Source organism: Mesorhizobium sp. WSM4817 (assembly GCF_055811135.1).
Map to the genome: position 1 here is coordinate 106,069 of NZ_JBVVQQ010000022.1, position 23,668 is coordinate 129,736.

23 protein-coding genes and 3 pseudogenes are annotated in these 23,668 nt (G+C 61.1%); 14 read left to right on the forward strand and 12 right to left on the reverse strand.

Features of this window, described 5'->3' with window-relative positions:
- Positions 1 to 83: 83 nt before the first annotated feature.
- The 6 genes from AC0L2K_RS26005 to AC0L2K_RS26030 all read right to left on the reverse strand — a co-directional run bounded on the left by AC0L2K_RS26005 (position 84) and on the right by AC0L2K_RS26030 (position 9,594).
- Complete coding sequence (locus AC0L2K_RS26005; protein WP_473532699.1) at positions 84 to 5,174, reverse strand: lactate dehydrogenase; 5,091 nt, start codon at positions 5,172 to 5,174, stop codon at positions 84 to 86.
- Positions 5,175 to 5,299: 125 nt separating this feature from the next.
- Entirely contained in the window at positions 5,300 to 5,701 is a 402-nt protein-coding gene (locus tag AC0L2K_RS26010; protein ID WP_473532724.1) for a DUF3085 domain-containing protein, read from the reverse strand.
- 16 nt (positions 5,702 to 5,717) lie between these two features.
- Complete coding sequence (locus AC0L2K_RS26015) at positions 5,718 to 6,320, reverse strand: DUF1419 domain-containing protein (RefSeq protein WP_473532700.1); 603 nt, start codon at positions 6,318 to 6,320, stop codon at positions 5,718 to 5,720.
- Between the two features lie 184 nt (positions 6,321 to 6,504).
- Entirely contained in the window at positions 6,505 to 7,428 is a 924-nt protein-coding gene (locus AC0L2K_RS26020; RefSeq protein ID WP_473532701.1) for a DUF3991 and toprim domain-containing protein, read from the reverse strand.
- A 218-nt stretch (positions 7,429 to 7,646) separates the two neighbouring features.
- Complete coding sequence (locus AC0L2K_RS26025; protein WP_095488758.1) at positions 7,647 to 7,829, reverse strand: hypothetical protein; 183 nt, start codon at positions 7,827 to 7,829, stop codon at positions 7,647 to 7,649.
- A gap of 385 nt (positions 7,830 to 8,214) precedes the next feature.
- Positions 8,215 to 9,594, reverse strand: coding sequence for an MFS transporter (locus AC0L2K_RS26030; protein ID WP_473532702.1), 1,380 nt, complete (start codon positions 9,592 to 9,594; stop codon positions 8,215 to 8,217).
- Between AC0L2K_RS26030 and AC0L2K_RS26035 the strand changes: the two genes are divergently transcribed.
- A complete protein-coding gene (locus tag AC0L2K_RS26035; RefSeq protein ID WP_473532703.1) occupies positions 9,496 to 10,380 on the forward strand; it encodes a LysR substrate-binding domain-containing protein in 885 nt (294 codons plus the stop codon). The genes AC0L2K_RS26030 and AC0L2K_RS26035 overlap by 99 nt on opposite strands.
- A gap of 763 nt (positions 10,381 to 11,143) precedes the next feature.
- Here AC0L2K_RS26035 and AC0L2K_RS26040 read toward each other — a convergent pair.
- A pseudogene (locus tag AC0L2K_RS26040) lies at positions 11,144 to 11,296 on the reverse strand (TauD/TfdA family dioxygenase); the annotation flags it as partial.
- 137 nt (positions 11,297 to 11,433) lie between these two features.
- Here AC0L2K_RS26040 and AC0L2K_RS26045 point away from each other — a divergent pair.
- The 6 genes from AC0L2K_RS26045 to AC0L2K_RS26070 all read left to right on the forward strand — a co-directional run bounded on the left by AC0L2K_RS26045 (position 11,434) and on the right by AC0L2K_RS26070 (position 14,902).
- Positions 11,434 to 11,826: a DUF6538 domain-containing protein gene (locus tag AC0L2K_RS26045; protein ID WP_473532704.1), complete on the forward strand. Its 393-nt coding sequence runs from the start codon at positions 11,434 to 11,436 to the stop codon at positions 11,824 to 11,826.
- Positions 11,789 to 12,190 (forward strand): hypothetical protein, encoded by a 402-nt coding sequence (locus AC0L2K_RS26050; RefSeq protein WP_473532705.1) that lies wholly within the window; start codon positions 11,789 to 11,791, stop codon positions 12,188 to 12,190. The genes AC0L2K_RS26045 and AC0L2K_RS26050 overlap by 38 nt, the downstream gene beginning before the upstream one ends.
- Positions 12,187 to 12,735, forward strand: a complete 549-nt coding sequence (locus AC0L2K_RS26055) for a tyrosine-type recombinase/integrase (protein WP_473532706.1) — start codon at positions 12,187 to 12,189, stop codon at positions 12,733 to 12,735. Before AC0L2K_RS26050 ends, AC0L2K_RS26055 begins: the two co-directional genes overlap by 4 nt.
- Positions 12,736 to 12,903: 168 nt before the next feature.
- Complete coding sequence (locus tag AC0L2K_RS26060; RefSeq protein ID WP_473532707.1) at positions 12,904 to 13,197, forward strand: hypothetical protein; 294 nt, start codon at positions 12,904 to 12,906, stop codon at positions 13,195 to 13,197.
- Between the two features lie 82 nt (positions 13,198 to 13,279).
- Positions 13,280 to 13,639 carry a KTSC domain-containing protein gene (locus tag AC0L2K_RS26065; protein WP_473532708.1) on the forward strand — a complete coding sequence of 120 codons (360 nt, stop codon included), beginning with the start codon at positions 13,280 to 13,282 and terminating at the stop codon, positions 13,637 to 13,639.
- A 516-nt stretch (positions 13,640 to 14,155) separates the two neighbouring features.
- The gene (locus AC0L2K_RS26070; protein ID WP_473532709.1) at positions 14,156 to 14,902 is read left to right on the forward strand and encodes a hypothetical protein; all 747 of its coding nucleotides are present in this window, start codon (positions 14,156 to 14,158) and stop codon (positions 14,900 to 14,902) included.
- 19 nt (positions 14,903 to 14,921) lie between these two features.
- Here AC0L2K_RS26070 and AC0L2K_RS26075 read toward each other — a convergent pair whose 3' ends face one another.
- Entirely contained in the window at positions 14,922 to 15,188 is a 267-nt protein-coding gene (locus AC0L2K_RS26075) for a hypothetical protein (protein ID WP_473532710.1), read from the reverse strand.
- 137 nt (positions 15,189 to 15,325) lie between these two features.
- On the opposite strand from AC0L2K_RS26075, the gene AC0L2K_RS26080 reads away from it, so the two are divergent.
- The 6 genes and pseudogenes from AC0L2K_RS26080 (at position 15,326) to AC0L2K_RS26105 (ending at position 17,220) form a co-directional block, all read left to right on the forward strand.
- Positions 15,326 to 15,505, forward strand: a complete 180-nt coding sequence (locus AC0L2K_RS26080) for a hypothetical protein (RefSeq protein ID WP_473532711.1) — start codon at positions 15,326 to 15,328, stop codon at positions 15,503 to 15,505.
- Positions 15,506 to 15,516: 11 nt separating this feature from the next.
- A complete protein-coding gene (locus tag AC0L2K_RS26085) occupies positions 15,517 to 15,726 on the forward strand; it encodes a hypothetical protein (RefSeq protein WP_473532712.1) in 210 nt (69 codons plus the stop codon).
- 37 nt (positions 15,727 to 15,763) lie between these two features.
- Positions 15,764 to 16,111: a hypothetical protein gene (locus tag AC0L2K_RS26090; protein WP_473532713.1), complete on the forward strand. Its 348-nt coding sequence runs from the start codon at positions 15,764 to 15,766 to the stop codon at positions 16,109 to 16,111.
- Between the two features lie 2 nt (positions 16,112 to 16,113).
- A pseudogene (locus AC0L2K_RS26095) lies at positions 16,114 to 16,378 on the forward strand (hypothetical protein).
- Positions 16,379 to 16,413: 35 nt separating this feature from the next.
- Positions 16,414 to 16,596, forward strand: coding sequence for a hypothetical protein (locus tag AC0L2K_RS26100; protein ID WP_473532714.1), 183 nt, complete (start codon positions 16,414 to 16,416; stop codon positions 16,594 to 16,596).
- 69 nt (positions 16,597 to 16,665) lie between these two features.
- The gene (locus AC0L2K_RS26105) at positions 16,666 to 17,220 is read left to right on the forward strand and encodes a hypothetical protein (protein ID WP_473532715.1); all 555 of its coding nucleotides are present in this window, start codon (positions 16,666 to 16,668) and stop codon (positions 17,218 to 17,220) included.
- A gap of 31 nt (positions 17,221 to 17,251) precedes the next feature.
- Here the strand turns inward: AC0L2K_RS26105 and AC0L2K_RS26110 are convergent, their stop codons facing one another.
- The 3 genes from AC0L2K_RS26110 to AC0L2K_RS26120 all read right to left on the reverse strand — a co-directional run bounded on the left by AC0L2K_RS26110 (position 17,252) and on the right by AC0L2K_RS26120 (position 19,934).
- Positions 17,252 to 18,130 (reverse strand): ATP-dependent DNA ligase, encoded by an 879-nt coding sequence (locus AC0L2K_RS26110; protein ID WP_473532716.1) that lies wholly within the window; start codon positions 18,128 to 18,130, stop codon positions 17,252 to 17,254.
- A 1,021-nt stretch (positions 18,131 to 19,151) separates the two neighbouring features.
- Positions 19,152 to 19,325 carry a hypothetical protein gene (locus AC0L2K_RS26115; RefSeq protein WP_473532717.1) on the reverse strand — a complete coding sequence of 58 codons (174 nt, stop codon included), beginning with the start codon at positions 19,323 to 19,325 and terminating at the stop codon, positions 19,152 to 19,154.
- 207 nt (positions 19,326 to 19,532) lie between these two features.
- Positions 19,533 to 19,934 carry a Rap1a/Tai family immunity protein gene (locus AC0L2K_RS26120; protein ID WP_473532718.1) on the reverse strand — a complete coding sequence of 134 codons (402 nt, stop codon included), beginning with the start codon at positions 19,932 to 19,934 and terminating at the stop codon, positions 19,533 to 19,535.
- A gap of 783 nt (positions 19,935 to 20,717) precedes the next feature.
- Between AC0L2K_RS26120 and AC0L2K_RS26125 the strand changes: the two are divergent.
- Positions 20,718 to 21,453, forward strand: a pseudogene (locus AC0L2K_RS26125) (IS701 family transposase); the annotation flags it as partial.
- Positions 21,454 to 22,075: 622 nt separating this feature from the next.
- Here AC0L2K_RS26125 and AC0L2K_RS26130 read toward each other — a convergent pair.
- Positions 22,076 to 22,762, reverse strand: a complete 687-nt coding sequence (locus tag AC0L2K_RS26130; protein ID WP_473532719.1) for a hypothetical protein — start codon at positions 22,760 to 22,762, stop codon at positions 22,076 to 22,078.
- Between the last annotated feature and the right edge of the window lie 906 nt (positions 22,763 to 23,668).

Below are 23,668 nucleotides of genomic sequence, written 5' to 3' on the forward strand. Positions count from 1 at the left end.
CTGTATCGTCTGCACCCGAGCCACCTTGAACCTTTGCCGCCGGTCAATGCCTGACACATTGACCGGCAGCTGTGTTGAGCCTGCTATGCGGCTGCACGCTGATCCTCGCCATCAATCGAAGACGCAAGATCGGTTTCGATTTCCGCAAGCTGTCGGCGCTTCTCGGCCAGTTCACCAGCGAATCCGAATTCGCCACCCTCACGCGAGCGATAGGAGGTGAGCCTGCGCTCGGCATCCTCAAGACGCTGGCGATATCGTTCCTGCTCGCCCTCGAAGCCGGCCAAGGCATGCTCGAGCCGGGCGATGGCGCCAAGCGGCGAGGTGGTGACGGGGAGCTCGATTTCGTAATCGGCGCCGGTGCGCATCAGCATGGTGGCATAGCGGTAGCCGTCCTTGCCGAACCGCTCGCCGGAATATTCGAAATCGAACCCGCCGATGGAGGCGATAGTGGTTTCGCCTTGCTGCTGAAGCTGCACGAGAGTCAGGATTTCCTTCATCAGCGCACGACCGGCGAGTTTGCGCTCCGTGAACGCGTCGCCTCCGATCACCATGCTGAACCCATCGCCGGTGGTTGGCACGAGGCGCTCGATATCCTTCCCGACCTCGCCGATGCGCCGGGTCGAGTATTCGATATCGCGCTCGGCATCGCGGATCTGCCGTCGAACGGCGTGCTCATCATCAATGCGGGCCGCGCGAAGGCGCTCCAGACGGGCAATGTCTGCCTCCAGACCTGCCTTCTGCATAAGACGCGGATCGCCAGAGGCGATCGCCTTGGCCATCGCGAACTGGTTGGCCTGCCCCTCACCGATATCCTCCAACCGACGGATGGACGTGTCTCCGGAGAGGGCCGCCGCGATGAACCGGGCCTTGCGCTCGTTGTTCTGCCACATCTGGGCATCCATCGATCCTTCCGTGGCATAGGCGAAGATATCGATGACATCGTGCTGGTTGCCCTGGCGCAGGATACGGCCTTCGCGCTGCTCGATCTGGGAGGGAAGCCACGGCACATCGAGGTGATGCAGCGCCTTGAGGCGGAGCTGCGCGTTGACGCCGGTGCCCATCGTGTCGGAGGAGCCGACCAGGAACCGGACCTTGCCGGCCCGCACATCACCGAACAGGCGCTGCTTGGCTTGCGCCTTCTTGAAGTCCTGCATAAAGGCAATTTGCGATGCCGGAACGCCCCTGCGGATCAGTTCATCCCTGATCCAACGATAGGCTGAGAAGCCGCGGCTTTTCTCGACGCCGATCGTGCCGAGATCGGAGAAGATCATCTGCGCTGCGCCCGCAAGCTCGAACGGCTTGCCGTCGGCGCGGACATAGCTGCTTTTCGCTGTTTCCTGCCAGATGCGGAAGGCATTGCCGATGAGAGCGTTGAGCTTGTTGTCCGGCTCATCGTCATTGTCCGGATCGACCAGGCGCAGGTCGATAGCAGCGTGCCGGCCATCGGTGATCACCGAGAGCAGGATGTCGTCACCAGGTTCTGCCGGACGGTCGCGTTCCTCGATGGCCTTTATGCGGGCGTCGAGCACCATCTGGTAGCGCTTGAAGGCCGCAGACGGCTTGGCGGTGACAATCTGACGTGCGCCGGTCGAAAGCGCCGGCACCTTCACATATGCGCGAAGGTCTTCCGGCATCACGACATCCGCGAAGGAGCGGAACATGGCGATCAGCTCCGGCACGTTGACGAAGGTGGCGAAGCGCGTCACGGGCTTGTATTTGCCGGATGGCTGCAATTCGAGTTCAGTCGTGACGTCGCCGAAGGTCGAAGCCCAGGCGTCGAACTCGTGCAGGCCGCGCTGAAGCAGCGCCTCGTAACCGAGATAGCGCTGCACCGAGAACATCTCGCCAAGCGTATTGGTGATCGGCGTGCCGGAGGCCAGCACGAGCGCCCGGCCCGGATTCTTCGTCTCCACGAACCGGGATTTGACATAAAGGTCCCAGGCCCGCTGGGAGCCGTTCGGATCGACGCCCTTGAGCGTCGACATGTTGGTGGCGAAGCTGAGCTTCCTGAACTCCTGGGCTTCATCAACGATGATCTGATCGACGCCGATCTCGGAGATGGTCAGCAGGTCGTCCTTACGGGTAGCCAGCGCCTGCAGCCGTTCCCTGAGCCCCTCCTTCAGCCGCTCGAGGCGCTTGCGCGAGACGCGGTCGTCGCTCTCGACCTTGGTCAGCAGCGTCTCGTAGAGCTCCAACTCGTCCTGGATCATCTGTTGCTCGAATGCCGACGGCACGCCGATGAAGCGGAAGGCGCTGTGCGTGATGATGATCGCGTCCCAGGCGGCGGTCGCCGCCCGTGACAGGAAGCGATGCCGCTTGTCCTTGGAAAAATTCGTCTCATCGGCCACGAGGATTCGCGCGGTCGGATAAAGCGCCAGAAATTCGCGGGCCGCCTGTGCAAGGCAATGGCCGGGAACGACCAGCATGGCCTTGGCGATCAGGCCAAGCCGGCGCTGCTCCATGACGCCCGCGGCAATGGTCATGGTCTTGCCGGCGCCGACGGCATGGGCGAGGTAGGTCGAGCCGGCCGAGACGATGCGCCAGATGCCGCGCTTTTGGTGCCCATAAAGAGAAAAGGCGCCGGAGGCGCCTGGAAGTTGCAGATGATCCCCATTGAATCTTCGGGGCGCGATGTTGTTGAAGCGGTCGTTATAGACCCGCGCCAGCCGGTCGGTCCGGTCGGAATCGGACCAGATCCAGTTCTGGAAAGCGGTCTTGATCTTCTGCAGCTTTTCCTTGGCGGCTTCCGTGTCCACAACATTGAGCACGCGCTTTTCAGCATGGCCCTCCTTCACCGTGTCGAAGATCTGCGGCACCCGGCTGTTCAGCGCGTCGGCTATGAGCTCGCCGGCATGACGGCGATCGGTGCCCCATTCGGACGTGCCGGCCGCCATCCATCCCAATTGCCGCGCCTCTACGGTCCACGACGCCAGTTCCGGCATATGATGGATCCTGATCTCGGCACCCATCGTCTCCTTGACGAAGGCGACGACGTCGGCGGCTGGAATCCATGGCGCGCCGAGACGCGCGGTGATATCCGAGGGACGAAGATCGGCCGGCTGCACGCCCTGCAGCGCCGTGACGTTGCGCTCATAGGCGAAATCGAAGGCGGCAGCGGCTTCTGCGACCTTCAACTTGTCGCGGACCTGACCGGAGAGATAGGCGTCGGCCGTTTGCCACGAACCGGTCTCCGGATCGCGGTAGATGGCGTCACCCAGCTCGCCAATGACGTCATCGACATTTTCATGCAGCAATTCGGCGATGTGATCGATGTCAATATGGCCGCGTTCGTTGAGCACGACGGCAAGCGCATCGGAGGCCGATGTGATGATGGGTGCTGCGGGCGGCGCGATGACGCGCTCGGTGAAAATCGGACCCGGCCGGGCGGTATTGGTCTCGAGATCGTAGTCCTCGATAGAAGCGACCAGCCAGCAATCGGGATCATCAAGGAAGGGCTGCAGGTTCGGCCGGCGGTGCGTCTCGCGGACCTCCCCGGTCTCGGCGTCTTCGCTGGTGGAAACGACGGTCGTGTTGATGGGGCCGAATGCGCGCACAAAATTCGACCAGGCGATGCGCAGCTTGACTTGGGCCGGCTTCCAGGGCCGGTCGAGCTCCTGGGCCTTCAGGACCTCGCGCACGGCATCACGGATGGGGATCAATTTGCGGATGATCCGCGCGTGCTTTTCGGGGATGCCTTCGGCGGTGCGGCCCTTGCGTACGGTGATGGTCACAGCAGCGCCATCTACCATCTGCGCAAGGGCGGTATTTTTCGCGACGAAGAAACTGCCCTCGCGCACTCCGGCGATTTCCGGCAGGGCATCGACAACGTCGGCACTGTCCTCGGCGTCACGATCCATCTCGTCCGGCTCGCCGTCATAAATGGCTTGCGGAAGCAGGGAGATCGCTGCGGTGAGCGCCCGCTCCAGATCGACACCGGGATGGGGCAGGCAGGAATAGGCCTCACCGTAAGGCCCCGAGACAGTGGCATGCGTGCCGAGCACGAAATCCGGGTGGCGCGCGAACCAGCGGTTCACGCGGATCGCGCCTTCATCCTCCGTCGCCTGGCGGACTTCCTCGATGTCGAGCCAAGAGAGATCACCTTCGGGCTCGGCGACCTTGCGTTTGCGGAAAAACAGCACGTCGACCACGACGTCCGTGCCGGCGTCGGCCCGGAAGCTGCCTTCGGGCAGGCGCATGGCGGCGATCAGGTCGGCCGTTTTGGCGATATGCTCACGCGCAGAGGAATCCGCCTTGTCCAAAGTGCCGGAGCTGGTGACGAAGGCGGCGAAAGCGCCCGGCTTCAACAGGTCGACGGACCGGGCGATGAAATAATCGTGCAGGCGCAGGCCGAGCGAGCGATAGGCCCGGTCGGAGCGAACGGTGCGATCGGAAAATGGCGGATTACCGATGGCAAGATCGAAATTCGCCGGCAGATCAATGCGGGCGAAGTCGCCAGTGACGATCCGTGCCCGGGGCTGCAACAGCCGGGCGATGCGTGCCGTGACCGGATCGAGTTCGATCCCGGTGACTTGTGACACATCACGTAGCGCTTCGGGCATCAGCGCCGCAAACAGGCCCGTGCCGATGCCGGGCTCGAGCATACGGCCGCCGCGCCAGCCGAGCCGCTGCAGGCCTGACCAGATCGCCCGGACGATGAAGTCCGGGGTAAAGTGGGCATACTGGGTGCAGCGGGCGAGCGAGGCGTAGTCGACCTCTCCGACTGCATCCTCCAGCTCTAAGCCGATTTCGTCCCAGCCTTTGCGGAAGCCGATCTCGCCGGGGCGGCGGAAGACGCCATTGGCAAGGTCGGACGCGCCGAAGCCGGTGAAGCGGATCAGCCGCTCCTGCTCCTCGCCCGTGGCCGGGCGCTCGTCCGCCTCGATCCCGGCGGCGAGCCGGATCGCCGCGATATTGTCGCGCGCGCGCTCCTTCCAGCCGCGCGCCAGGCCACGGCTACCAGCGAGACGGAAGTTCGGCCCGCGCGCCCGACAGGCCGTCGACGGCGGCCGCATGACTGCCGCGACCGGCATCGCGGGCGCCGGCGACGACGCATCGGGATCGTCGTCACCGTCGGGCTCGACAGCGTCGCCAAAGGCCGTCACGCCGAGGCCGAGGCCGGAGGACAGCGCGGTGTTACCGAAAAGGTCAATGGTGAAAGGATCGTCATGCGACATGGCTGGATCTCCTGAGTGAGGGCGCACGCCGCCGTCCCACTGGATGGCTCCAGCCGGCCGGACGTGCGAGGAATGTGGGGGATTGGATGTTGGACGGCCGTCGGACGGCGCCCGCCAACGGATCGCTAGTCTCGCACGATCACGAAGAGCTGCATCGAGTCCTTTAGGAACGCGATGCGCAGATGCGTGCAGCCGGGACTGGCTGCGATCAGGGCCTGCAGGCCTGCGGCGTCGAGAAAATCCACGCCGTCGTCGCCGCCGAACGTCCGGCGTTTGATCTCGAACCAGCCGTCGTTTCTGCGAGGATCGCATTCCTCGGCGTAGGCGACGAGCGGCTTCGCCCCCTTTGCCAGTTCGCCGTTGGAGCATAGGTAGACGCCGTGGTCTCCGACGAGCCAGAGGCCGGGCTTGCGGTTGTCGGCGGCGGATAGTCCGAAGTGGGGATCGCGGAACCCGCCATTGGCTTTCGCGTCGACAATGCCGCGAGCGATGACCTCGCGGACGGCGGTGATGGTGAAGGTCAACATCATCTCACAGCCTCCGTCACGCCGCGATCGCGTCTGGGAGATAGCGCAAATGCACGGGCAGCTTCGCCGCGATCTCCGCATCCGTAAGGTCGTCCAGCAGCTTCAGCGTGGTGCCATGGCCGCCGCCATAAAACATCACCGTGCGCCTGCCGCGGTCGCGTTCCGGCCAGCGCTCACCGGCGTAGCCGCGATAGTCGTCGTGGGTGCTCGACCAGATGTGCTCCAGGCGCTCCTCGCGGGTCATCGCCCGAACGGGACGGGTTTCGCGTTCGACGATCGCATCGCGCATCCGCTCAGGCGAGCCCTTGTCGAGCAGGTCGCAATAGCCGTGGAAATACCGCATGCGGCCATCGATGTTCAGCGCGTAGAAGATGCTGGTGATGCGGTCGGTGAGAAACTCAGGCAGCGCGAACATGTCACCGCGCATGAAGAGCGGCGGCAGGATCTCGAACATGTAATCGTGCTCGGCCTCTGAGATCTCGAACCATTCGCCGGGGTACAAAGCACCGGCATCGTCCTGGAACCGATCCGGACGTTGAGCGTGGCGGTCGAACATGCGGAACATCTGCCGGCGGTCGGCGATGCCCTGATAAACCTTGCGGACGGACAAGCGGGTCATGGGTGGGCTCCTTTCAGCCTCGTCGGGCTGGAGCGCGGCTCATCCACTCGATGTCGCCATCCTCTTCCGGCCCTTCCTGACCCCTCCTCCGCGGCCGCCTCTCCGTCCGGCCGGGTCAAGGGCCGCGAAGCGGGCGCAGCTTTACCCTTGACGCGGCCGGCGGGCATGCGGCAGCCAGGCTTTCTTATTTCCTCTTTTCTCCCTTTACCCGGTTCTTCACCCTTGCCTTGAGCTCGGCGTTCCAGTCCTCCTCGTCCGGCCGGAGACGTTCAAAGCCGCAGCCAGCCTCGCGGGCGACCGCTTCGAGGCGAACCGCGTAGGTGTCGCCCTGCGCGTTGTTGTCGGTGGCGGCGACCAGCAACAGGCCCTCCCGCGCCGCCAGCAGCCGGATAGCCGCATCGGTGACGGGAGCCCAGCCGCCCCCGGTACTGACATAGAGGCTATCGCGGCGAGTGCTCTCGAGCGCGGCCAGGCTCATGGCGTCGATCGCGGCCTCGGTGACGCAGAGACGGAGCGCATCGCAGAAGCCAAAGCGGAACAGCACCTTCGCGCCGCCGGTCGAGAAGCCGCGCCATTCCGGACCGCGTTCCTCGCAGCCGGTCACGACCCCCGCCCCGTCCCTGTGAGCGGCCCACATGCTGCCGCGAGGACCTTCGCGCAGGAGGTCATGACGGATGGCGGCGCTGATCACGGCTTCCGGAAGATGGCGGTCGTCGCGCAGGTAGCGCCATGTCATCGATCCCGGCCAGGGCTCGCGGCGGGCGCTCCAGCGTTCGGCGACGCCGAGATCGGGCTTGCGCTTCCGGGCCTGCCTTTTCCACACAGGCTCGCGCGGCTCGTGGCCGACCAGGCGGGCGACCAGCAACGTCGCCTCCCCGAAACCGACCCCATGCAGATGGGTCATCAGCGAGAACACATCCCCCTTTGCGTCGGAGAGCGGATCGAACCAGCCTTTTCCGTCATGGATCACGATGACGATCTGGTCGCCGCGCCGGTATTTGACCGCACGTCGGGTACTCTCCTTCAGGTCGATCGCGTAACCAGCGTGATCCAGCGCGGCCGCGCAGGCCACCCTTTGTCGAAGTTCATCGAGTTCGTTCTGTTCCATGTCCCTCTTCGTGCGCCGCAGGCACCCGCCTTCCTTCAGGTTTTCTTTCCCGCACCTTGCGGAACCCCTTCCGGACGCCGCGAAGAGCAAAGGCGGCAAGGGCGCGGCTGGCAATGTGTGTTTTTGCACCTCGGACCGCCGCCCCCGGGCCAGCTGCGGCGCAGCTTCCCTTGCCGGCGCAAGCTCGCAAGCGGCACCTCCGGGAGGAGGAGGCCGGCTCAATGAGCCGGCCCGTGTTCAAAGGGATCGTATTCGGCGAGAGTCTCGACCTCATCGTCGTCGAGTTCGGCGCTTGGCAGGACGCCGAACTCGTCGCCGGAGCGGAAGAGCGTGACAGGGACCATGAGGGTGCGGGCGAGCTGGAAGGCGTGGCTTTGGGCGAGGGAAAGATCTTGCGACATCTGAGGACTCCATCTTTGGAGCGGGCCAATTCCCGCTCGATGGCTCCTCAAAGGTCGGGCTCCGGGCGCGATCACCGCAAAGGCGAAGCCGCCGCGGCCGCAGCTTGCTAGCGGACCCCTTCAGGGGTTGATCGTGGAAGATCCGGAGCTGGACCAGGAAGCCATCTCAAGAGAGCGGGATTGGGCTGCGGGCCGAGCCCGCGTGCCGCCCGATCGGCTCGCACATTGAACACGAGCTGGACTGGCAGATTTCCACCACGAGGTCCCTTTCCAGATGTTCGAGGTCCGAGGGGGAACACGCGCGGCAGTCGCTCGCAGTCGAAGCCGAGCGGTTGTAGTTGTCTCGACATGCATTGCGAATGGCACGATCGAGCTATTGCGGATATCAGCGGATTTGATGTTTCTGCCATTCCGGCTCGACCGGCCGGAATAGCCAGAGGCCAGCGCAGAGCGCCGTCAGATAGACAACCGCTGCCGCCCCGAATAGGCCCTGCGCGCCGAGCGCATTCATCATGCCGCCGGCGACGACGGGGCCGATGACGGCGGCCAGAGCATAGACGGAGGCAAGGGCGGCGGTAGCCGCCGTCAGCATCTCAGCCCGGAAGCGGTCGCCGATCAGCGCGAGCCCAGCGGTGTAGAGCCCGTAATTCGCGCCGCCCCAGACCAGCATCAGCCCGGCTACGGGCCAGAATCCCATACCTGGTCCGGAAACCAGCGGCAGGGTGCAGGCGAGCGATAGGCCGCAGCAACCAAGAACCGTGCGGCGGCGGCCAGCCTTGTCCAGCGCCAGCCCGATCAGCGGCTGCCCGATCACCAGGCCGACATGGAACACCGCGGCGAGCAGCACCGCCTGCGAGACGTCGAAATCGCGATCGAGCATGATGACCGGCATGAGGCTGATGGCGATGGCATCAATCGTCGAGGCGATGAAGAGAAAGCCGAAGGCTAAAGGAAAGGCTGTGATCGCCGACACGATGTGGCGCGCCGATCCCGCCACTACCAAGCGGCTCACCGGCCGTTCCACCGCGGCGAACGGGATCACCGCCATCAGCGCTATCGCGGCGCAACCGAGGAGAAGCGCGGCCGGGCGGTCGGGCATCAGCGCGATCATCGCGGGACCGAGTACGAAACCGAGGGCATTGGCAGCGGTATAGACGCCCATGATCTGCCCGCGCCGCTCTGGCGCCGCGGCCGCGTTCAGCGCCGTTTCGGCGACGATGAACATGAGACCCGCACCGCAGCCCAGAATCACGCGGGCCGCGAAGATCGGCCAGAAGTCCCGCAGGAAGGCCAGTGCAACGAGCGCCAGCGCCAGCAGCCCCACACCTGCCAGCGCCGTTCGACCCGCGCCCAACCGGCGGGTGAGGCCGGGCACCAGCACCACGCCGGTCATGAGGCCGAGGCCGGTCGCTGCCGTATTCAGGCCATTGAGCGCGCCTGACACGCGATCCGATAGCAAGAGACCCAGAAGCGGATAGGTGGTGCCCATCGCGAGGCCGTAGATCGTCACGCCGAGAATCAGCGCTACGATCATCCGGGTTTGGGGGTTCTGCGCTCGGGTCATGGCATCCTCCTGGCGATGGGGATCCCAGGAAATCGCGCGAAGTGAGCTTTCACTCAAACGACATTTTTTGCTGCAAGCGAACGCTTTTGTTATGCTGGTCTCATGCGCAAACTGCCCAACCTCAACGCCACCCGCGCCTTCGAAGCAGCTGCCCGGCATGGCAGCTTCGCTGCGGCGGCGGACGAACTGGGCGTCAGCCATGCTGCCGTCAGCCGCCACGTGCGCAATCTGGAGATGGAACTGGGCGTCGAACTTTTCGAGCGTCATGCACGCCATGTCGTGCTGACCGGCGAAGGCAGCCTCTTCGCCCGCACCGTCGCCCGGTCCTTCGCCGATCTGGCGCTCGGCGTCGGACGTCTGAAACGCGGCACGGCCAAGGGAACAGTGGTTCTGGATGTGGAAACCGATCTGGCGGTCTTGTGGCTCATGCCACGCCTGACGGCGCAGGCGCTGGAGGCGCTGCGGGTCAACGTCGATCTCCGCTGCCGCCCGGACCCGCCGCGCAGCCTGCCCGGCGATGTCGACCTGGTGCTGACGTGGGGACCGGCGGCGCTGATCGGCTTTCGCTCCGAGCCCTTCCTTGATCTCAACGCGTTCCCGGTCGCCTCGCCCGCATTGATCGCCAAGGGCCCAGATCCGGCCTCACGAGGCTTCTACGCTGCGCACAGGCTGATCCACGAGCGCGGGCTCTACTGGTGGCGACGCTATTGCGAAGCGGCAGGCGTCATGCTGGACGATCTCGACAACCACCTGTTCTTCAACCGCACCCATCTGTGCATCGACGCGGCGCTCGGCGGCCTTGGCATTGCCATCGGCGACCATCTCTCCTGCGGCCAACATCTGCGGTCGGGGCGTCTTGTTCAGCTTCCCGGCCCAGTGCTGCCGGGACGGGAACAGTATCATCTGCTGACCCCTGACACGGCGCACCTGTCACGGCCCGCGCGACAAATGCGCGACTGGTTGAGGAAGGCAGCGACGCAGAAATGAATGAGGCTGAAAGAACTCAGCCAAGGCTGATCTGTCTGCAACTCGGTCGTTTCGCAGGGGAGCTTTCGGTGGCCGTTCGCGACCCTGGCTGCCCTTAATTGCTGGTGGTTCCCCGCCGCACGCACTGCCTTTTCAAGCGCAAAGAACGCGTGTTTATCAGGGACGGAATCACGTCCGACATGACATAGAACGCCTGGCACCGATTGCAAACAGCGCTTCCCGAGGCCTTTGTCGGCCTTCCATCACCTCGGCGAAGCTCTGCCCGGCTGCGGATGCTTTCAATTGAGCTCGCGTACCAGATCCAAGGCTGACGTCAACTTCGCCTGCGACTCTGTTGTGTAGCCGGCGATTTCCTCCGTCACCTTGGCCGCCTCCTTTGAGGGACGTGCCGGATTTCAGCGAGCATGCGGTGATCATTGCCGCGGTATGTGCGGGTGTGTTTGGCCCGAATGGCCGCCGCTGCCTTCCCCATGAAACGTCGCGTGAACTGGCCTACCGGAACGGTACACTCCAAAGCCGATGAGGCCGCGAGGTCATAGACATTGAATTCGTCCACGATGACCCAGGCCGGCGTATCGAGATTCGCCCTCTTCGCCTCAGTCTGCGGATCTCGATGCAACGCCGGTCAGGTCCCGATCCCGGCTCAAGCATCTGCACGGATCACATCCCAAAAATGGCGGGACGGTCCTGGAATCGAGCCGTCGTCGAGAGATTTTCGCGGCCGCGGTGGCTTCGCCGTCGGCTGTCCGCAGGGCGAAGCATTGTGTTTTAGAAGAAGCTGGTTGATGGCTGCTATCGCTGCGTCCGAAAGGTCTCCGCCAAGGCGGACGCCTCTGATTTCAGCTCCAACACGGCTGGTCAGCGGTATAACGTCGGAGTCAGGAATGGTCAGGTTGAGAAGGACTGGATTGCTCATGGGGATCTCCTGATTGATCTTGGAAGGGACAGCAAGTCACATCCGGCCCGGGGAGCCACTTTAAACCTCAAAGTCTTATGTCCCAACAGTTGCAAGGGTTTGCGCTTCGCCCGAGGTACACCGAAGGGTACACGGGAATGATGATTTTAGTGCAATATCTTCAGAAACGCGGCAAGGCCGGATGGCGCTATCGACGTAAAGTTCCCCCTGCCCTCAAGGCGTTTCTCGGTCGAGGTGAGATCGTTGTGCCGCTCGGGAAAACCGAGGCCGAAGCAATGGCACGATACAAGAAGGTCCATGCCGAAACTGAGCAGCGACTGAAAAACGCCGCACTACGGGTGAATGCGCCTCAGCCTGTCTCACCCGGGACCGCAGACACGCCCCTGGACCAGTTTCAACGCGCCGACAGGCAAGTCAGGCAATGGAAGCTTGATCCCGATTGGCAAGGCGGTGGCAGGGATTTCGACCACGAAGCGGTGGCGAGAGACGTGATTGCTGACAGTATCGCCCAGAAGTATCCAGTCGGGTGACGACGGCTATCCCATTGGTGTTTCCGGCAATGACGCAGCGCTGCTTCGGACATTGATGTTAGGCAGCCGTGACGTGCAGCCCGACCCCACCCTCGAAGATGCCCGGAAGCTTTATCTCAATGAGAAAGTAGGGGACGACAAGACGAAGCAGATGGAGCTTGATCGGATTTTCAAGCTGGTCAGAGAGGGTCTCGGAAGGGACCGGAAACTTAGCAGCTTGAAGCGGCAGGATGCCAAGGAAGTCCGCGACCACATGATCGAAGGCCGGAAGGCTTCGTCCGTGACCGTTACCTTAACGTGGTGCGCGCCGCCATCAATCACGCCATCCGGGAACATGACCTCAAGGTCACGAACCCGTTCATGAACCTGGAGGCGGCTCCCAAGGACAAGGCCGAGCCTGACAAGGACAAACGTCGCCCGTTCACCCTGGACGAAGCCGCAGCAATACGCGCCCGAATCATGTCAACGGCCAAGCAAGACCTTCAGCACATCTGGAGGCTCTTGGATGGCACGGGCAGCCGCCTTGCAGAAGCTTCAGGGCTCAGAGTGACAGACGTACACCTTGATCATGCTTCGCCGCATATGACTGTCGAATGGCACGCCGACCGCCGCATTAAGAATAAAGTGTCTCGCAGGAACGTTCCGTTGATTGGTGACGCCCTTGAGGCAGCGCGCGCGGCTGTTAGGGCGGCTGGCAACTCGACAATGCTCTTTCCTGCCTATGGTAGGCCGCGTGGTCCGGCGTCAGCATCCGCTGCCCTCGGCAAACATGTTCGGGCTTGTGTCTCTGACCCGAAGGCCACCACCCATTCCCTTCGCCACCTGATGAAGGATCGGCTGCGATTGGCCGGCGTCACCAAGTCGGATCAAGACATCGTCCTTGGGCACTCCTCGGGCAGCGTTGGGTAGGACTACGGGGGCGACGAGGCGCGGCTTGAGGTGGCCAGACGGGCGCTTGAGAAGGCATTGGCAAAAGTTGGTTAGAACATACCCAATCTCGCCCAGCAGCACAAACCTTAGGCTTGCCCGATAGATCGCCTTTGATTAGGACCAAGGAACTTTGGTGGAGGCGGGACAATGTCAAAGTTACCGTTTGTCGTGTTGGGTTTGCTGCTTGGCGTCATGGAAGTCAGCGCCGGGCCGCGCGAAGAAGCTTATGACGCGCTCCACCAGGGGATGATTATCCACAAGCGAGGAAACTCTTGGTTGCCGGAGGGTGGCAAGCAGTCCGCTATCCTTGGGGCCAGGCCGAGGAGAGATGCGGCGGCAGATCGGACATCTGTAACGCATTTCAAGAGACGGAAACCTGCGCAGGTACTGGCATGGCACAATGCAGGTTCCGCTACGTCGATGGCAAAGGAAATGCACTGATAGTGATAACCGTCGGAGAGGAGCTGCCGGATTTGACGCTGGATAGATGGTTTGTTCAGCCAGCGGATCAGGAGTGAGATTGATGTCCATCTTACCGAAGCACTTATCACTGGCAGTTTTGGCCGTCGCATTGTTGGCGACAGCATCGGCCTTTGCCGAGACCGTGGACGTGAAGTATCGCGGCCCGGTGGACCTTGCCCACTTCGAGTGCAGCGGCGAACTGGATAGCAGTGTGGTCAAGCGGGTATGCTACAACGCAGCTCATGCCTACATGCTTATCCGTCTGAAGCAGGTTTGGTATCACTACTGCGAGATTGACCAAGGCACGGTGTCTGCCCTCTTAGCGGCCCAGTCGAAGGGCACTTTCTACAACGAGAACATCAAGGACGCGGCGACGGGCGGCAAGTTCGGTTGTAGAGACAAGCCGGTGCCAGAGTTCTGATGCTGCATTTGTGACGGGTGGACCCGCGCCTTGCGGGACACCTTGGGCAACCTTGAGCCGTCTATCGACATCTACCCCAACCAGCCCGGCCCAGTGGTCCAGAACGCGCCGGACGGGCAGCGTGAGGTCGCCAATCTGCGTTGGGGATGCCGACGACGCCTTGATGGTTGTCGAGAAGCCCGCGACGCAGATCAAGTTTCCGCCAGCGCCCGCACAGGGGTCGTTATTCTAAGGGGGTGGGGAATGTCATCAAAAGGGGATGTGACATATGTTCTTGAGAACTCACGCAGAGCCGTATTGGAGGATAACATTTCTCGACGGCAGTGTTTTGCATGCGGAGGTCCACCCAGCTCCGGCCGTGGCGAACACGTGGTTCCCCAGTGGCTACAGAAGCAGTTCAAGCTGGCCAATCAGCGCCTCACCCTCCTCAACCGGAGCTTGATACAGTATCGGCACCTAACGGTCCCATGCTGCGTGAATTGCAATACCGGCTTTCTATCGAGGATAGAGGGTTTTGTGCAGCCGATCTTTGCGCGTGGAACGGTGCGGTCAATCGCCGAGAAGATGGTAATCGGGCGTTGGCTGGCAAAGATACTTATCGGTCTACTCGTCAAGGAAACCAGTCTGCTCTTTGACCGCGCGAAGCCTGAAAGCGGCCCGATTGTCTCCTCAGAATTTATTGAGGAACTGCATCATTGCCACTTCCTAATGCAAAGCGCCCGCAAGCCGACCGTATTTCGATGTTTGCACGGCGAGTTGCCTTTCTCACTCTACCACTTCCAAATTGCAGATGGTGGAGAAGATTGCTTCGATTTGTCGACGAACATCCTGGGACAGTCCGTGGCAATAATGGCCGGACATCTAGGTATTTGTTTCGTCAGCGATGGCGGCCTGCAGATGGAAGTGGGACCGCAGGGGCCTTTTGGCCTTGCCGGGTCAACAGTATCCCGCACTCAGTTCAGAGAGCTGTCGGCTCGAGTGCACTACAAGGCGGCATTACGAGATGCCACCCATTTTTACCTAACCTCCGAGAGCCCAAAGGAGCTTCAAGTCGACCAAGTTAGGGTGACCCCTTATTCTCGCGGCTTCCTGCCGGGAACTCAGGAAGTCCGAATTTTTCGAGAGTGGAACGATGAGGAATTTAGCTATGGTCTGGCCTACACCTTGGGTACCAAACGGTCAGCCTTGTTCGACGAGGCAACGGGACAATGCGGCACGACACTGTTCGATAAGAAGGGAAATCTCGCAGTAGGATCGGCCTAAGATCACAAGCAGTCTCCTCTCAATTCTCGTCCCGCCAAATCACGCGCCGAACCGTCCTGATTTCAGCAAGCCGCCTAACTCGGATGCCCTGCCGTTCTCGCGCCGTTGGGTTTTGCGTCTCCACATTCATGAACTCGTTCATGCCACACCGTTCGCAGTTCATTTTGCTGCCCACCAGCTCCGCCTCAATGTCCCCGAAGATTTCCTTCAGGTCCTCCGGCTGATACCAGCGCTTGACGTTGCAGAGCCCGGCTGCCCGACCTCGTGGGCATTGCTGATTTTCCATTCGCTGCCGCGTTTACGTCTTCCACCAGTGTCAGGCATGATCCAAGATAGGAACTCATTCCTCCTCTGGTCAATTCTCACTTGACATCTTTGTTCCTATTTTGTTCACTATGTCATAGGGCGTTTGGAGGCACTGCCATGGACCACAATGTGACGCTGGACAGCCGCCAAGAGGCCGCCTTACAGGATACGGCCTACAAGTTCGTTGCCGTCCACAAAGGCGACGTAGTGAAGGCGCTCAAGGAAGTGATCCTCCTTAACAGGCACCTTCGGGGACGGCTTGGCGCACTCTCGGCACCGCGCCGGGCGACGCGATAGGAGGCACCACAATGGGCATTTTGCATCTGGACCCCGAGGCCAAGGCGGAACTGCACTCCGAAGCCGAGAAACTCATCGCTCGCTACGACAGCCCGCTTGAGACGGTGAAGGCGCTCATGGCCTACAACTGCGAGCTTGAGACCCAGATAGTCGCCCTCGCTCACCGGCATCCGGGGCTGGTGCATGTCAGCTACGACGACACGCGTGCCATCTTGGGGTGACAGCCGTGGGCGCTCACGCGAGGACGAATGTTGCCCGATGCATGACCTTATCGCCTTCCTGGAAGCCAACTCGGCGCTGGTGCTGGCGAACCCGACCGTCTTTGCGACGTTTGCAGCTCTATTCGGAGGGGGCGGCTTCTTGGTCGGCCGCTACTTGCTGACCGAGCGTATCGCCAATCTGGAAAGCCGAATTGCTAGGCGTGACGAGGAAATCGCAGACCTAAAGGCCAAAGAGAAAGCGCCAAAGCGAGAACTGCCGATGGTGCCTATTGTCGGTGCTGTTGCGACTGGTCCAGGTGGAACGAGCGACTTCGTGCGCCAAGTCCTTCCATTGGATAAGCTCGCGTCCTTGGCGCCTGAGCGGCAGTTCAACGAAAGAAAATGAGCATGTCAGAGAACATCCTCCCGCAGCACAAGACTCCCAAGCTAATCGTGGTCACTGCCTTCGACCGCGACGAGAGCGGCGACCTTCAGCCTGTCTTTGGGCCAGCCGAGCAGCAGACCGAGGACCGAGCAATAAGGACGGCCAAGGGTTTGGCGGCGAAAACACGCCGGTGTGATTGCATGGTCGCGCGAAGCCAATCCGGCGCTTGGAGAATACGGGGAGCCGACGACGCTCTTCGTTGGCGGTGACGTGCCCGACATGGAGTGAAGAGGTGGCTCTTGCTCAGATGGGAGGATCATAGGATGAGCGACGAACTGATCCGCCTTCCGGATGCAATGGAGCCCGTCACGCGCCCCGGCATTCAACACCATCGGTGCGAGCATCCCGGCTGCTGCAAGAATGCAGGATGGGGCTTTGCCAAGCCCAGGCAGACGCCGCACTGGTTCTGTTTCGAGCACCGCGCCGACGGCGAGCGCTTCCTCTAAGGCCCCATGCATGGTCTAATTCAGTCGGAGATTCCATCTCACGGTGTCAGACGAGACATGCTTCCAACGATGAGCCTTTTGACACGATTCACCGCCCTTGCCGTCAGCGCGGGGTGTTTGCCTTCGGCATCTTATGCAGATTTGCGCAACAATCAGCAGATTGAAGACGCATGTTATCCTATGACTGCGGCTAATGAAGCGCTCGCCAGGATGCCCGCCTTTCAGGCGACGCGGGACTTCGTGATCAAGAAGCCCCAGAAACGCAGTGTGACGCATGAAGAGATGGTCTTTGAAAATGGCATCGCGTACCAGCGGAGGACACCTTACGCGCCTTGGCGCAGCACGCCGTACAGTATCGTTGACAATGTCCGCCGTTCGGATTGTCACCGGCTGCGCGAAGAGGTGCTGGATGGTGTCAACACGGTAGTTATCTTCTATAGGAAACATAACCCAAAGTTTGATCCGCGATATTATCGCTGCACCATCTGGCTTGAGATTCCAGAATACAGGAACCGGAAATCGGATTGCGTGAGCGTTGGTCCTGTCGAGGCTGTAGAGATAAAAATTCGCTGGTCCTATCGGACGGACATCAAGGCACCAGTGATAGCCCCGGATGAACGCTGAGATTCTGTCGATGCGAAGGACAAGTCTGCCTTCATCGCCTCTTCGTGGATTCATCCCAGAAGTCCTGCAATGTGGCATGGCGAAGATCTTCCTCGCCCCGAAGGTGCTTCACGCGGGCTTTGATGCCTGGCTTGACCCACTGCGTTGCCGGCCGCCATGGCATGTCTTTGGGCGGTGGCCCGGCATGTTCCTGGACGCGGTCCCAGAGCCGTTCCCGCATCTCGCGATTGACGCTGACGAAGGCGCTGCCAGCGTATTTCCTGGTGCCAGGTTCAGCTAGGAGGGCGAATGCCGGCTTGCCCCTCTCACGCTCGACGCCAAGCAGCTCGAACTCGCCGACTGTGAAGCACTTGGTCTTCAGCCAGTTGGTCGTCGGGCCGCTGCGATACTTGGAGTCCGAACGCTTCGAGACCATCCCCTCCAGGCCGGCCTTATCGAGGAGATGATAGATCGCGTCTGCGTCGCCGGGCAGTGCCTCGCTGAACTGGATACGGCTGACGGACCCTATGAGGCCGGCCAGGATTTCCCGCCTGTCCTCCAGCTCCATGTCGCGTAAGTCGTGGCCATTCAGGTGCAGCAGGTCGAACGCGACGAAGTAAAGATCGTGCTGGCGTTGGGTGATCGCCTTGCGCAGCTCGGCATAGTCCGAATGGCCCTCCTTGTTGAGAACGATCACTTCGCCATCGATGATCACGTTCTGGACATTCAGCCCCTTGGCTGTCTCGGCTAGGTCGCGATACTTGGCTGTCTCGGCTAGGTCGCGATACTTGGCTGTCCAATCAAGACCTCGCCTGGTGAAGATGCGAACCTCCCCATTGTCGATGAGGATTTGAGAGCGGTAGCCGTCGAATTTGACCTCGTGAGTCCATCCGTCTCCTTGGGGCGGCTTGGCCACCAAGGACGGCATCATCGGAGGAATGAACTCCAGCCGGCCAGCACCGGCAGTCACTCGTTTGCGCACAGGTTCGAGTCTAGGCTTATCCGATTTGATGACTAGGGGAACGGACCATGATCCTTTTGCTAAATTAGCAATTGTGCATGTAGTGGCATATCGTTCGCCCAGCCGGCGACCCCCAACGCCCCCCGCCCGCCGGCTAGGCGTGGGGGCCCGATAGTCTCTCGATAGGCTGTCGGGCCGTCCCCTATCGGAGTATGCACGTAGCGACCAACGTGAGCCGAGATCGAACCAACAGCCCCGCAACGGGGAAGAGGCCGCTGATAAGGGAACGATGTAGGCCCGCGCGGGTTGAGAATCGCGGCGGTCGATTCTCCGTGGAAATCCAGCCGCTGTGGGGTCCGTCGTTGTTCCCTCAATGGCGGCGGGCTCCCCCTTGGCAGGACCCGTAAGGGCAGCTATGGAGTTTCGTCCCGACCGGCCTTTCCGATCGCCTCAAGTAATGATGCCAGAGTGGGCGTCAGTTCCTGTTCGACCTCCAGCCCAAGCAACTTGTGTACGTGATGACGATTGTCTTCAGCACTGATGAACTGCCGAATGAACTCCGCAACGGGGGGGCGTTTGCCCGGCCTTATCACGCTTTGCCATGTTGCATGTCCCGACCCCGCCCAGCCGCAACTCGGAATGGTTCCTTCAGGGATCAGGAATGTTTTGGATAGGGCTGCCCGGGTTCTCGTCGGACAATTCTTGCTCTCGCCGCTCAAGGGCCTCCTGAAGCTTCACCGCTAAGGCGGCCAGCCTTGGTGGCAAAGTTCGATCGTTTTCCAGACTCAATCGCTTGCGTAGCTTCCGACGATTGTCTTCCGAACTGATCAATTCGCGAAAGCCACAGTCCCTGTCTCGGGTTACCATAACGGTCCACCTAGTTTCAGACGCAACTCTTCGACTGAAAAAGGGTTCCGTAAGACGGGCCGAATGTGAGGTAGAAATTTCCGAACGCGAAAGACTGGCTCATCAACCGACGGCCATCAGAGGATCATTCGCGTTGGTCGAAGGCTACCGCGCGCCCAAATGCCGGAGCCGCTTCCACGATCAACTCGATCAGATCACAGTCGGTCACTTCCCAATGGGGGCCATCTTCGCGCACCGCTGCTATGGTGGCCTTAACGGAGACGATTCCGCCGTATGGCGCTGCCACGATGACCTCCATAACAAGGTCCCTGAATGTGCGCCCGTTGGTCGTCTTAACGTTCACCCGAGGGTTCCCCGAGCCACTGCCCCAAGTAACCACTTGTTGCACTTTCCCGGAAAAAATCAATGTACGATTTCGCACCAAAAAGGGGCCGGAATGTTTGGTAGAAATTTCTGAGCGGGGGATCGGATTACCGGCTCGCGCGAGGCCCCCCGTGCCCCCTTCCTACTTTGCGGACTGCGCCTCCTTACAGGGGAAGGCTGAGTTCAGCGCCATATAGGCAAGGTAAGAGCCATCTTGGTGCAGCTCTTCAGGGTGAGCATCAAGGTATTTGATGACGATGCGAGCATACTGTGTTGTCCGCACTTCAGGCGGCACACACAGGGCCAGGGCTGGCCGACTTTCCCCCTGAAACCATAGCTGCGACAGACCTTGCAGCATTTCCATCGACCCCATGCACAGCCCGGAAGTGAAGGTGCTTGGGACGTTGATGCCGTCTTTAGTCTGATTGTTGCTGTGAAGACCTCCAACAAGCTCACGGCAGGCCCCCAGCAGTTGTGTTCCCTCTGCCGCCTTCGAGGCCTGTGAGGAGACCAGAACGACCGCCACGGCAATGATGTATTTCATCGTCCACCTCTTTCCCAGCACACACCCCCTTCTATCGGCGACACTGACCCAGTAATTGCAATTAATACGTCGACCCACTTACCAGGATTGCCGGGTTCGTCGAAGGAGGAAGATCGCTCAATCATCTGGACTGTAGCCACAACCACATGGCTTGGCTGATCGACCAGCAACCACACGCCCCACTTCGACACCTTTATGACGCTGTAGGGACTTCCGCCATCGTCGCGCGAGGCAGACATAGAGTTGGTGTCTACCGCGATTGTCACGGGAGCCATTTGGTTCCAACTGCATTGGAACGATAGGACCTCTGCATTGGCAGCCGAGGTGACGACCGCTGTACACAACAATACGCCGCATCGCTTCAGAGCCTTGATCACCTACTGCACTCCCCCGGTGCCAGATTTACTGACCATAGCGGATTTGGCTCGGAATGTTTGGCGGAAAAATTCGCCCGGGTGATCGGATAACCGGCTCGCGCGTGGACCCCCCGTGCCCCCTTCGCTCCACGACGCAGGGGCTTTGACGTTTCGCGGCTGGTGACGATGTGGCCCCAATCTCCGTAATCCGCCAGGTGGATATACGCCCAGGGCGACTGCCGAGATCATGACCGAGGGGCGTGGTCGGGATTACCCGCGCGGGTGTTCACAAACGTATACCTTCGTGAACACGCCGCTTGACGTGTGCACTTACCGTCACTCTGTATTGTTCACCAACTCTCAATGAGGAAAGTGACACTCATGATCATCGGATACGCCCGCGTTAGCTCCACCTTGGCTTACGCGAGTCGATCGTCGCCTTTATCTGCCGGAGAGCTGACAAAGGATCGGGGGCGATGTGCCAAGGCGTCGATCCCGGAGACGGTCGAATTTGCGGCCAAGCCGAAGATGGCGCGCGCCATGGTCGAGGCGGCGCTCGATGCCGGCGTCCCGTGCGTTTCTGGGCGACGCCGTCTACGGGGCCGACAGTAGCCGTCGCCGGATGCTGGAAGCTCGCGAGCAGCCCTATGTCCTGGCGGTTCGAGGCGCTCACTTCATGCGTCGTGGGGGGATCGTCGGTCTGAGGGAGCCTCGCCCGAGGAACTGGCCAGCGAGCTCGCGCCTGAGGACTGGGTCTGTCATGCGGCAGGTGAAGGCGCCAAAGGGCCTCGGCTCTACGACTGGGCACGCATCCGCCGCCCTTGGACATCGAATGACGGCTTCGAGCATTGGCTTATGGTCCGCCGCAAGCGATCGACATCGACAGAAAAAGCCCACTACCTGGTCTTCGCCCCGCCCGGATCCGCCTTGGCCGAATTGGCGGCAGTGGCCGGCCTACGCTGGGCGGTCGAGGAGTGTTTTGAGCGCGCCAAGGATGATCTCGGACTTGATCATTGCGAGGCTCGGTCCTGGCACGGATGGCATCGCCACATGAGCCTGTGCATGGCCGCCCTGGCGTTCTTCTCCAAGCTGTCGGCTGATCTTCGCCACAGCGCATGGAGCAACCGAACGAAACGAGTCCAAAGGAGCCAATCGCCGCCTGATTCGGATGACTGCGCTGGTCCCGAGCGTCCCCGAGATCCGCTATCTCCTCGCCCGGATCCTCCATCTTCCCGCCGACACAAAAGCCCTTCATCATCGCCTGGTCGCTATGGCTACGGCGACATCGGGCCGCGGCCACCATCTGTCACTACAAACGACGCGAATATCCGCAACTGTAGTACTAGGAAAGCTGGTTTCGAGTGGTGGGGCTTCGGCTACTCTGTCGGACGCTGCCGATGGGCTTAGCCAAGCGATCATGCATTTTGCAACTCTTATGGGGTTGCGAAAGATCGAGTTGGCGGATCAACCAGAAATTCGAGATGGGATCCATCACATCAGCGAACCCGGCGAGAGCGGATACGCTGGCGTCGATCGCGTCCTGACGGTCAATTTCGACAGCATGTTGTGGGGGCGGGCGCAGGCGAAAAAGGTGCCAACGCCGACTATACGGGGCCGAATGCTTGCCCTGGAGGGGCATCCTCAACGATTTGTGGCGCCGGCAGTGACACTTTCATCGCCCGACCGGGCATGGTGGACTCCAATTCGCCTGCGATGGCGACGACGACGATGTCTATGTTGGTGGTCAGCAACGATCAGGACCATGGATCGAATGGAAGGTGCCGCTCATCTCGTTGCCTTGGCACGATCAATCGCCCTCTCAGTCTCACGATTGGCGGAATTGCTCCTGAGGCGCGCGCCGGCGAGTTCGAGGAGCGCGCGGGCTATCTCGTCCTCGGTCCAGCCAGATTCCGCGGCGCGCTCACCCAATTGCTGAAAGGCTGGTTCCAAGGCAAGCTGGCATTGAAGGCCGCGATCCGGATGATCGGCAGGGCAGCTTGGTTCCACGATCACAACTTTTGATCGCTTCATTGCAGGCCATGGGCTCTCGCCCCTCTCCTTTTGCCACACGAGGCGCGCCAGCTCACGTGTTGTTGTAGGTGTGCGCCTCGGCAACCGCTTCATCTTGTCAACCAGCCGCTCCAGCGATCCGGCGCGTTCCAGCTCCGCAAAGAAATGGTGCGGCGTGACGCTACCGAGCCGGTGCATCTCGGCCAGGTTCCACACATATGGATACTCGACCATGAAATCGGATCGAGGCGAGGCCTTGGACGATTCAGCCTTGGTCAGGATGCCGCCGCCCACGAGCCGATCAGCCTTCTCGATGATTTGGCGCACCCTCGATTTCGACAGGCTATGTTCCTGCGCCAGGTCGGCGAAACTCTTGCCCTTCAGAAAGCCTTCGACCAGGGCGACATTCCTATCGACGGTCGGGCTAAATCTCCAGCAGGCGCGCAGTTTTTCCAGTATCATTCCGTTCGTTCATCCGGTTGTTCGCCCCCTTGCAAACCCTACCCGGCCAAATCGGCGCTTGGAAGACACGACTCACATCATGGCGTACGTTGCTGCGAAAACTGCCAACTGACATAAACGATCAGCGACTTCTGGTCTGATCTCGGCACCGATGCGGCCGACTGTGGCCATGTGAACACGAAAGATGCGGCGATCACCAGGATCGTTGCTGACCGCCCACCTCACGAATGTCGGACCGGTAGCTCTCGGCAATATTGAACAATTCCGTAGATGGTTGATTTTGTCATCGAGGCTCGATCCATCAGGATCGGTGTCGACGATTGTATATTTGAGGAACCCGAATTCGTTTGACTCGCGGAATTCGCTACACGGTGAATCATCCCAAGCGCGGGGGTGTGTGTCCTAACTCTCTTGTGCATTGAGGGCTGAAATGAAAGCCAATCCGGTTATTGTCCGCACTAGATTGCGACATCCTGCGAAGTGCCCGCGTTGCTGGAATGGATTTTGGGGAAGTAAAAAGGCCCCTGCGCTGGGTCGCGCGCCGGGGCCTTCAGGCATGTACGAGCTACCAGCATGTCCAGTTATGACCGTGCGCTATTATAATGAACAAACGGTGAATGATCGCTATCCGAGGTGCAGGCGCGCGAGATGGTGGGGCGGCGAGGGACCTGTACCGCAGCAGCGTGGCCACGAGCAGCGACCGAGCCATGCGCCACGCTGCAGGACCTCGATTTCGGACCAAGCGTCGAGCCAGCAACTGGCCTTGCTTCTCGGAAAGCATAAGGCTTTGTGGGGCGGTTAAGCAGCGCGACATGGCCGCGGAGATACGAGTTTAATCATCTTTCCCCTGTTCAGACGGTCAGGCTGCCTTCGCCGCCGGCTTGGCTGCCTTGACATGGGTTATAC

What these genes read in the sequence shown, in the direction of transcription:
- AC0L2K_RS26075 (WP_473532710.1), bottom strand. Translation starts at nt 15,188, where the DNA reads ATGGAAAATCAGCAATGCCCACGAGGTCGGGCAGCCGGGCTCTGCAAC.
- AC0L2K_RS26020 (WP_473532701.1), bottom strand. Translation starts at nt 7,428, where the DNA reads ATGGAACAGAACGAACTCGATGAACTTCGACAAAGGGTGGCCTGCGCG.
- AC0L2K_RS26115 (WP_473532717.1), bottom strand. Translation starts at nt 19,325, where the DNA reads ATGGAGGTCATCGTGGCAGCGCCATACGGCGGAATCGTCTCCGTTAAG.
- AC0L2K_RS26080 (WP_473532711.1), top strand. Translation starts at nt 15,326, where the DNA reads ATGGACCACAATGTGACGCTGGACAGCCGCCAAGAGGCCGCCTTACAG.
- AC0L2K_RS26030 (WP_473532702.1), bottom strand. Translation starts at nt 9,594, where the DNA reads ATGGCTGACGCCCAGTTCGTCCGCCGCCGCAGCGAAGCTGCCATGCCG.
- AC0L2K_RS26110 (WP_473532716.1), bottom strand. Translation starts at nt 18,130, where the DNA reads ATGATGCCGTCCTTGGTGGCCAAGCCGCCCCAAGGAGACGGATGGACT.
- AC0L2K_RS26060 (WP_473532707.1), top strand. Translation starts at nt 12,904, where the DNA reads ATGTCAAAGTTACCGTTTGTCGTGTTGGGTTTGCTGCTTGGCGTCATG.
- AC0L2K_RS26085 (WP_473532712.1), top strand. Translation starts at nt 15,517, where the DNA reads ATGGGCATTTTGCATCTGGACCCCGAGGCCAAGGCGGAACTGCACTCC.
- AC0L2K_RS26055 (WP_473532706.1), top strand. Translation starts at nt 12,187, where the DNA reads ATGAACCTGGAGGCGGCTCCCAAGGACAAGGCCGAGCCTGACAAGGAC.
- AC0L2K_RS26010 (WP_473532724.1), bottom strand. Translation starts at nt 5,701, where the DNA reads ATGTTGACCTTCACCATCACCGCCGTCCGCGAGGTCATCGCTCGCGGC.
- AC0L2K_RS26035 (WP_473532703.1), top strand. Translation starts at nt 9,496, where the DNA reads ATGCGCAAACTGCCCAACCTCAACGCCACCCGCGCCTTCGAAGCAGCT.
- AC0L2K_RS26120 (WP_473532718.1), bottom strand. Translation starts at nt 19,934, where the DNA reads ATGAAATACATCATTGCCGTGGCGGTCGTTCTGGTCTCCTCACAGGCC.
- AC0L2K_RS26065 (WP_473532708.1), top strand. Translation starts at nt 13,280, where the DNA reads ATGTCCATCTTACCGAAGCACTTATCACTGGCAGTTTTGGCCGTCGCA.
- AC0L2K_RS26005 (WP_473532699.1), bottom strand. Translation starts at nt 5,174, where the DNA reads ATGTCGCATGACGATCCTTTCACCATTGACCTTTTCGGTAACACCGCG.
- AC0L2K_RS26015 (WP_473532700.1), bottom strand. Translation starts at nt 6,320, where the DNA reads ATGACCCGCTTGTCCGTCCGCAAGGTTTATCAGGGCATCGCCGACCGC.
- AC0L2K_RS26130 (WP_473532719.1), bottom strand. Translation starts at nt 22,762, where the DNA reads ATGATACTGGAAAAACTGCGCGCCTGCTGGAGATTTAGCCCGACCGTC.
- AC0L2K_RS26025 (WP_095488758.1), bottom strand. Translation starts at nt 7,829, where the DNA reads ATGTCGCAAGATCTTTCCCTCGCCCAAAGCCACGCCTTCCAGCTCGCC.
- AC0L2K_RS26105 (WP_473532715.1), top strand. Translation starts at nt 16,666, where the DNA reads ATGAGCCTTTTGACACGATTCACCGCCCTTGCCGTCAGCGCGGGGTGT.
- AC0L2K_RS26100 (WP_473532714.1), top strand. Translation starts at nt 16,414, where the DNA reads ATGAGCGACGAACTGATCCGCCTTCCGGATGCAATGGAGCCCGTCACG.
- AC0L2K_RS26045 (WP_473532704.1), top strand. Translation starts at nt 11,434, where the DNA reads ATGATGATTTTAGTGCAATATCTTCAGAAACGCGGCAAGGCCGGATGG.
- AC0L2K_RS26090 (WP_473532713.1), top strand. Translation starts at nt 15,764, where the DNA reads ATGCATGACCTTATCGCCTTCCTGGAAGCCAACTCGGCGCTGGTGCTG.